Raw genomic sequence first — 1,421 nt, 5'->3', positions numbered from 1 at the left:
ATGCAAGATTACAACGGCCCTGTCCCGAAGAAGCGATGGACAACCTTTCCGCGCTCTTTGCTGGACGGATCATCTGACACACCGCTTACGGCGATGATGATTTCCCCACGCTCTTCGCATCCGGAGACAGCAAGACCGACACCATGGGCCATTGACAGGAAGTGCTTCAAATTCCCTTGCCGGGACGTGAGCTCCACTTCCTTGCCGTTCACTCGAGAGTATAATAACTTCGAAACAAAACCATCATTCTCTACAGAAATATCATAATTATTTTGCGAGCACCTTGCCCTGAGTATCAATTCGAATTTTGGACTTCTTGGGCCAGGTATCGCTATGTCCTGGGTTTGCGCGATTGGATTTGCGAGCAGAAGCAGCATTTCGATCATGAGCCGGCTCCCTTTATCCGCACGGCCTGTCCGCCGCCAAATTCGACCTCATGCCGGGATTCGGATCGTTTCTTGGATTCAGATGCCCGTCCTTCAGATTAAATTCCCTTAGAACGCCGTCCGGCCCAAGAATATAATGTGTGAACTGGTCTGCTGACGAAACAAGCCGCACACCTCTTCCGATAAGCTTATCGAAATTACCATAATCCCCCGACCCGTTATCATAGGACGGGTATCTATTCTTCATATCTTCGGATCTATTATAATCCACATCGGGGTGATTATGAATGGCAGCCACGATTACAGCCCCTCCCTCCGATGTATATTTATAGGCAAGCTGCGGAGAGAACCCGGTTTGACCCGCAGCGATTGCGCGGGCCTTGGCCTCCGCAACCGTCTCACCCCGCGCCAAGGCCGTCACGCCATAGCTGCCATCCTGGTAGCGGACGATCAGCGCACCATATTCCCGCGCATTCCAATCGGGTTGCTGCTTGATCAAACCCTCCACGCCCCTCGCAATCTCATCCTCCTTCGCGTCTTGCTCGCAGGGCGAGTCCTGAGGGACGGGCGGCACCACCCCGGCACCACCACCTGGCGAGCCCCCATTCGAGGCGGACGGGATCCATCTCCAGCCACCCTGGCCACCGGGGGCATAGGCACCGTCCTCGCCCGTGAAATAGCTCGCGGGAGCCACCCAATACCAGAAGCCGCCGCCCGCGCCACCGAAGCCGCCGCCGCCGCCGCCAGTGCTACCGAACCCGCCTCCTTCATAGATGGCCCCTGCCCTGTTGATCTGCGCGTCGTCGGTCGACCCGAAACCACCCGCGACAAGGTCCAACTCATGAGAACTGAGAACGCGCATTCTGGAACTCCCAATCGGTTTGAGACGTGTTGCGACCCGAGTTTCTGCCTTGGATTTCGTGGGACAGGCGAAGCGCATCGACGAAGAACGCCGCCAGCGGCTCCCATTCGCCGCCATAGAGCGCGCGCCTGGATCCAGGTCAAGTGGTACTACAAGCTGACCCTGCAGAGCGC

Annotated in this window: 2 protein-coding genes; both read right to left on the bottom strand. The window is 57.1% G+C overall.

The window, feature by feature from the left end; all coding sequences use genetic code 11:
* Positions 1-8: 8 nt before the first annotated feature.
* A complete protein-coding gene (locus AB0K82_RS44485; RefSeq protein WP_345847188.1) occupies positions 9-386 on the bottom strand; it encodes a hypothetical protein in 378 nt (125 codons plus the stop codon).
* A 13-nt stretch (positions 387-399) separates the two neighbouring features.
* Entirely contained in the window at positions 400-1,248 is an 849-nt protein-coding gene (locus tag AB0K82_RS44480; protein WP_345847189.1) for a hypothetical protein, read from the bottom strand.
* Between the last annotated feature and the right edge of the window lie 173 nt (positions 1,249-1,421).

It is taken from the genome of Actinoallomurus sp. NPDC052274 (genome assembly GCF_040679475.1).
GTDB lineage: Bacteria > Actinomycetota > Actinomycetes > Streptosporangiales > Streptosporangiaceae > Actinoallomurus > Actinoallomurus liliacearum.
This window is presented reverse-complemented; position numbering and strand designations above follow the sequence as displayed.

Excerpts from the sequence above, each read along its gene's own strand:
- AB0K82_RS44485 (WP_345847188.1), bottom strand. The coding sequence starts at position 386 with ATGATCGAAATGCTGCTTCTGCTCGCAAATCCAATCGCGCAAACCCAG.
- AB0K82_RS44480 (WP_345847189.1), bottom strand. The coding sequence starts at position 1,248 with ATGCGCGTTCTCAGTTCTCATGAGTTGGACCTTGTCGCGGGTGGTTTC.